6 protein-coding genes are annotated in these 5,959 nt (G+C 58.5%); 4 read left to right on the top strand and 2 right to left on the bottom strand.

Translation table 11 applies throughout. The features are described 5' to 3' along the window. Positions 1-115: 115 nt before the first annotated feature. The gene (locus DCO47_RS25250) at positions 116-1,114 is read right to left on the bottom strand and encodes a phosphate ABC transporter substrate-binding protein PstS (protein ID WP_042608073.1); all 999 of its coding nucleotides are present in this window, start codon (positions 1,112-1,114) and stop codon (positions 116-118) included. A gap of 188 nt (positions 1,115-1,302) precedes the next feature. On the opposite strand from DCO47_RS25250, the gene DCO47_RS25245 reads away from it, so the two are divergent. Further along, positions 1,303-2,361 (top strand): helix-turn-helix domain-containing protein, encoded by a 1,059-nt coding sequence (locus tag DCO47_RS25245; RefSeq protein ID WP_116659173.1) that lies wholly within the window; start codon positions 1,303-1,305, stop codon positions 2,359-2,361. After that, positions 2,358-2,855, top strand: coding sequence for a type II toxin-antitoxin system VapC family toxin (locus DCO47_RS25240; RefSeq protein ID WP_116659172.1), 498 nt, complete (start codon positions 2,358-2,360; stop codon positions 2,853-2,855). The genes DCO47_RS25245 and DCO47_RS25240 overlap by 4 nt, the downstream gene beginning before the upstream one ends. An 11-nt stretch (positions 2,856-2,866) precedes the next feature. On the opposite strand, the gene DCO47_RS25235 is transcribed toward DCO47_RS25240, so the two are convergent. Continuing rightward, the gene (locus DCO47_RS25235; RefSeq protein WP_116659171.1) at positions 2,867-4,165 is read right to left on the bottom strand and encodes an MFS transporter; all 1,299 of its coding nucleotides are present in this window, start codon (positions 4,163-4,165) and stop codon (positions 2,867-2,869) included. Positions 4,166-4,542: 377 nt separating this feature from the next. Between DCO47_RS25235 and DCO47_RS25230 the strand changes: the two genes are divergently transcribed. Then, positions 4,543-4,947, top strand: a complete 405-nt coding sequence (locus DCO47_RS25230; RefSeq protein ID WP_003229628.1) for an acyl-CoA thioesterase — start codon at positions 4,543-4,545, stop codon at positions 4,945-4,947. 57 nt (positions 4,948-5,004) lie between these two features. Beyond that, positions 5,005-5,904, top strand: coding sequence for a D-hexose-6-phosphate mutarotase (locus DCO47_RS25225; protein WP_042608069.1), 900 nt, complete (start codon positions 5,005-5,007; stop codon positions 5,902-5,904). The last annotated feature ends 55 nt before the right edge of the window (positions 5,905-5,959 follow it).

The following is a 5,959-nucleotide window of genomic DNA, read 5'->3' as shown; positions in this document are numbered from 1 at the left end:
CTGCGATCTTTTGATCTTGTGATCAGAAGCCAGATCAAAAGATCGCAGCCTCGGTTCCCTCGTCAGTTCCTACAGGGTTTCAGCAGGTCCGGGTTTTGCCCCCGGATCCAAAGTGTTATTTCTTGGCGACCGCGCCGCCTTCCTGCAGACCCAGGTCAGCCAGAGCTTTGGCAGCAACCTTGGCTGGCAGCGGGATGTAGCCGTCTTTCACTACCACTTCCTGGCCCTGTTTCGACAGCACCAGCTTCACGAACTCGGCTTCCAGCGGGGCCAGAGGCTTGTTCGGGGCCTTGTTGACGTAAACGTAGAGGAAGCGCGACAGCGGATACTTGCCGTTCAGGGCGTTTTCTTCGGTGTCTTCGATGAACTCGGAGCTGCCTTTCTTGGCCAGAGGTACGGTTTTCACGCTGGCGGTCTTGTAACCGATGCCCGAGTAACCGATGCCGTTGAGCGAGGAGCTGATCGACTGCACTACCGACGCCGAACCTGGTTGCTCGTTGACGTTAGGCTTGTAGTCGCCTTTGCACAGGGCTTCTTCCTTGAAGTAGCCGTAGGTGCCGGAGACCGAGTTGCGGCCGAACAATTGCACTGGCTTGTTGGCCAGGTCGCCGGTCACGCCCAGATCGCCCCAGGTTTTCACGTCGGCCTTGGCGCCGCACAGGCGGGTCGACGAGAAGATCGCATCAACCTGTTCCATGGTCAGGTGCTGGATCGGGTTGTCCTTGTGCACGAACACCGCCAGGGCGTCCACGGCAACCGGGATAGCAGTGGGCTTGTAGCCGTACTTCTGCTCGAAGGCCGCCAGTTCGGTGTCCTTCATCTTGCGGCTCATCGGGCCCAGGTTAGAGGTGCCTTCGGTCAGCGCAGGTGGTGCAGTGGCCGAGCCTGCTGCCTGAATCTGGATGTTGACGTTCGGGTATTCTTTTTTGTAGTTCTCGGCCCAGAGGGTCATGAGGTTAGCCAGGGTATCGGAACCGACGCTGGACAGGTTGCCCGACACACCAGTGGTCTTGGTGTAGCTCGGGATAGCAGGGTCAACAGCGGCGAACGCGTTGGCAGTCGCAACGCCAGCAGCGACAAAAGTCATTGCCGCCATCAAACGCTTCAGTTTCATGCCTTACTCCTAGCAGATAGGGTGTGTTAAGTCGGGGCCAAGTATCGGCAGGCCATGTGAACACTCTATGGCTGAAATATGACAATTGGATGAAAGGCCAGCATCACTCGCGGCAGAACAGAAGAAACCTTTTTCGAAGTTGACAAATCACTAGCAAAAGATAGTCTTGTCAACCACGAGAGGAACCCATGATAAACGACCGTATTCGCCGCGCACGCCTGCAAAAAGGCCTCACTCTTGAGGCTTTGGCCGATCAGCTCGGCGACATAACCAAACAAGCCCTGAGCAAATATGAAAAAGGGTTGAGCACTCCGAACTCGACTCGCCTGCTGCAACTGGCCAAAGCTCTTAATGTCAGCCCGGAGTATTTCTTTCGTGCGGATGCGATTGCGCTCGCGCCGCTGGAGTTTCGCAAACTGGCAAGGATGCCTAAATATCGTCAGGCACAGGTGGAAGAGAACATTCGTGAACACCTCGAGCGCTACATAGCGCTAGAGGAATGTTTCAATCCCGCTGATATCTATACCCCGGCAACCCCCTCACAAATGATCCAGGTTTCCTGCCTCGATGAAGCCGAGCAGGCGGCTGAAGAGCTTCGCCAGTTCTGGGGCATCGGTAGCGACCCGATTGCCAACCTGACCGAGCAACTGGAAGAGCACAGTATCAAGGTTGCGATGCTCCATGGCCCGGATGATTTCGACGGCGCCTGTGCTGCCACTGGCAACGGCGAGCACGTGCTGATTGCATTGAATGCGGACCGCCCTGGCGAAAGAATCAGGTTTACTGCCGCTCACGAGCTCGGTCACTGGGTAATGGCATTACCGGAAAATATGCCCGAGAAGGACAAGGAAAATTGCTGCCATCGATTCGCCGGCGCCTTCCTCTATCCGGCAAAAGGCGTCACCAGTGATTTCGGTAGCCATCCTCGATCCAGAGTTCACCCACGTGAGTTACTGATTGCCAAGCGCCAATACGGCATCTCCATGCACGCGGCGCTGAGACGACTCAAAGATCTGAGGGTTCTCAGCGAGAACGGCTACAAATCGCTGACTATCCAATTCAGTGCCAATGGCTGGCGCAAATCGGAACCTGAGCCGTTGCCATGCAAACCACCACAAAGGTTCGAGTCGCTGGCATTCTGGGCTCTGGCCGAAGGATTGATCAGTAAATCCAGAGCCGCTGAACTTCTGCGCAAACCAGTGAGCGCACTGGACCCTAATTTCCTGGGCTCACTGGAAAATGCATGAGTCTGATCTACATCAGCGATACGAATATATGGATTGACTTCAGAAATGCCGGATTGCTGGAGCAGATGTTTCAACTGCCGCTCACCCTTTGTTGCACTGACTTTGTAATGCAGGAGCTCGCAGACTTCCCTCATGAAGAACTGCTTGAGCGAGGATTGAACGTTGAGTCGTTCGACGAATCGGGGGTGATCAGACTTTTCGGATTGAAAATCGAGCACAACAACAGCTCACTGGCTGACGTGTCTTGCTACTTGCTCGCTCAGGAAACAGGCCGGCCGCTCTTGACCGGAGACGGCAAGTTGCGGCGTCAGGCTCAACGAGATGGATTACAGGTACACGGTGCGCTGTGGTTACTGGATTTGATGGTTGAACATCAAGTGATCGACCGTCTCCATGCTGCGAATTCCTTGGCTCACATGCTTGAGCATGGCGCTCGACTACCGGTTGGCGAGTGTGAAGCAAGGCTCTCGCGCTGGCGAGAGCCACAGCCGTAGGGAAGCACCAATCAGCGGCCTTTTTTCCACAGCCACGCTCCCACCACCATCCCCATCCCGCACAGCACCGCTACGTAGTAAGCCGGCCCCATCGCGCTTTCCTTCAACAGCAGGCTCACCACCATCGGCGTCAAGCCACCGAAAATTGCGTAAGCGACGTTGTACGAAAACGACAACCCGCTGAATCGCACCACCGGAGGGAACGCCTTGACCATCACGTACGGCACCGCGCCAATCGTGCCGACCAGCAGACCGGTCAATGCGTACAGCGGGAACAGCCAGTTCGGGTGGTCGGCGAGGCTGTGGTAGAAGGTCCAGGAGCTGATCAGCAGGCCCAGGCAACCGAACACGAATACGCGACCGGCGCCGAAGCGATCAGCCAGTGCGCCGGCGCCGATGCAGCCGAGGCTGAGGAAGACGATCGCCAGACTGTTGGCTTGCAGCGCGGTGGTTGGCGAGAAGTGGTAGACCGTTTGCAGCACGGTCGGGGTCATCAGAATCACCACGACGACGCCTGCCGACAGCAACCAGGTCAGCAGCATCGAGATGGCGATGGCGCCGCGGTGGTCACGCAGTACCGCGCGCAGCGGCACTTCTTCGGCCAGTGCCTTACGCAGTTGCAGTTCGGCGAATACCGGGGTTTCGTGCAGCCAGCGGCGCAGATACACCGAGAACAGGCCGAACACGCCGCCAAGCAGGAACGGAATCCGCCAGGCGTAATCCGACACTTCAACGGGCGTATAAATGCTGTTGATCGCCGTGGCGACCAGCGAGCCAAGGAGGATGCCGGCAGTCAGACCGCTGGTGAGGGTGCCGCAGGCGTAGCCGATGTGCTTTTGCGGTACGTGTTCGGAAACGAAGACCCACGCCCCCGGCACCTCACCGCCAATCGCGGCGCCCTGGATCACCCGCATCACCAGCAACAGGATCGGCGCCCAGATGCCGATCTGCGCGTAGGTCGGCAGCAGGCCCATGATCAGCGTCGGTACGGCCATCATGAAAATGCTCAGGGTGAACATTTTCTTGCGCCCCAGCAGGTCGCCGAAGTGCGCCATGACGATGCCGCCCAGCGGCCGCGCCAGATAGCCGGCCGCAAAGATGCCGAAGGTCTGCATCAAGCGCAGCCACTCGGGCATGTCGGCCGGGAAGAACAGCTTGCCGACCACGGTGGCGAAGAAAACGAAGATGATGAAATCGTAAAACTCCAGCGCCCCGCCAAGGGCGGACAGCGACAGAGTCTTGTAGTCATTGCGGGTCAACGGTCGTGCGGGTTGCTCGGGCTGCGCGAGGCTCGAAGGCGCTGTGGTCATGGCAAGGGCTTCTCTTATAGTCGAATCTGTCGCCACAACAACGCTGGCGGTGGCTTGGACAGGTTCGGCACCATAGCAAATTGTTCGAAAAAGCACATAGAGGTGCGTAATTGACGGTCGAAATCAGAACCGGGTGGTCGTCGCGGGGTCTATCGACCGATATACTCGCCACCTGCGCAGGATTTGTAAGAGGTTACTGTGCGAAAACGTTGTTGGCCCGTCCTTTGCTCGGGATTTAGCCTTTTTCGCAGAGTTTCCCTTTAGGCGCCTGATGGAAAACGTGACGAACGCAGTGTGTTCGGTGTTGAATCGTTTTTCTTGAAGACGGCTACCACCCGCAATACCCACGAAGAGTCACGGGTCAGAGGCCCCTCGGCATGATAGAGCTCGAACAAGAAGATCCGATCCCACAGGGCGACCTGGCCCTGCAAATCACCGCACTTCCGCGCGAAACCAATGGCTTTGGCGATATTTTCGGCGGCTGGCTGGTCGCGCAAATGGATCTGGCCGGCACCGCCATGGCCAGCCGTGTTGCCGGTGGCCGCGTCGCCACCGTCGCCATCGACCGCATGGCGTTTCTCGTGCCGGTCGCCGTAGGCGCGCAGTTGTCCTTTTATACCCAGACCCTGGAAATCGGCCGCAGCTCGATCCAGATGATGGTCGAAGTGTGGAGCGATGACCCACTGTCCAGCGAATGGCGCAAGGTTACCGAAGCGGTTTTCGTCTTCGTTGCCATCGACGGCAGTGGTCGCACCCGCTCGGTGCCGCCACGCGCGCGTTAAACCTCGCGGCCGTTTTGCGGTCGATAGTCGTCCCCAGTGTCTGATCGAGAGTTGCCCATGAACACGCCCAACGTTGAAGCCGTCAAACAGGATGAACTGAACTGCTGGCGCATCCGCCACGGCAAGGCCGAAGTGCTGGTGGCCCAGCAAGGCGCGCACATCCTCAGTTATCAGATCGACGGCCAGCCGCCGATCATCTGGCTCAACGACAAGGCCGAGTTCAAGACCGGCAAGAGCATCCGCGCCGGTGTGCCGGTGTGCTGGCCGTGGTTCGGCAAGTTCGAACGCAACCCGCACAGCGTGCAGGCCATGTATACCGGCGAGCAACCGGCCCCCGCGCACGGTCTGGTGCGGGCGATGGACTGGGAGTTGGGCAACATCGAATCAGAGGCTGACGGCATCAAGGTCGAGTTCAAGCTGCCCTACCCGGAAGGCGGCCTGCCGGGCTGGCCGCACGAGGTCGATCTGACCCTCACCCTGCATCTGGCGGATCAACTGCATTACAGCCTGACCAGCCATAACCGTGGTACTGACACCGTCACATTGAGTCAGGCGCTGCACACGTATTTCGCCGTGAGTGACGTGCGCACTGTGCATGTCGACGGCGTGGCCGGGCTGAATTACATCGAGACCCTGGATGACTGGAACACGGCCAGCCAGAGCGGCGATCTGCATTTCAGTGGCGAGACCGACCGCATCTACCTTGACGCTCCGCCACAGCTGAGCATCGTTGATCCGACCTGGGAACGACGCATCGTGCTGACGGCTACAGGCTCGCGGACTGCGGTGATCTGGAACCCGTGGATCGACCGCGCCGCCGCATTGCCCGACATGGACAACGACGGCTGGCAGCGCATGCTGTGCATCGAGACGGCGAATGTGATGGATGACATCGTGAGCCTGGCGCCGGGTGCGAGCCACACCATGGGCGTCAGCGTCGCCAGCAAACCACTTTAAGATCAAAAGATCGCAGCCTTCGGCAGCTCCTACAGGGCGTACATCAATCCCATGT

It is taken from the genome of Pseudomonas sp. NDM, from assembly GCF_003105095.1.
In the GTDB taxonomy this organism is placed as follows: Bacteria; Pseudomonadota; Gammaproteobacteria; order Pseudomonadales; family Pseudomonadaceae; genus Aquipseudomonas; species Aquipseudomonas moraviensis_A.
The sequence above is the reverse complement of the archived record's forward strand: the minus strand, read 5'-3'. Positions and strand labels throughout refer to the sequence as shown.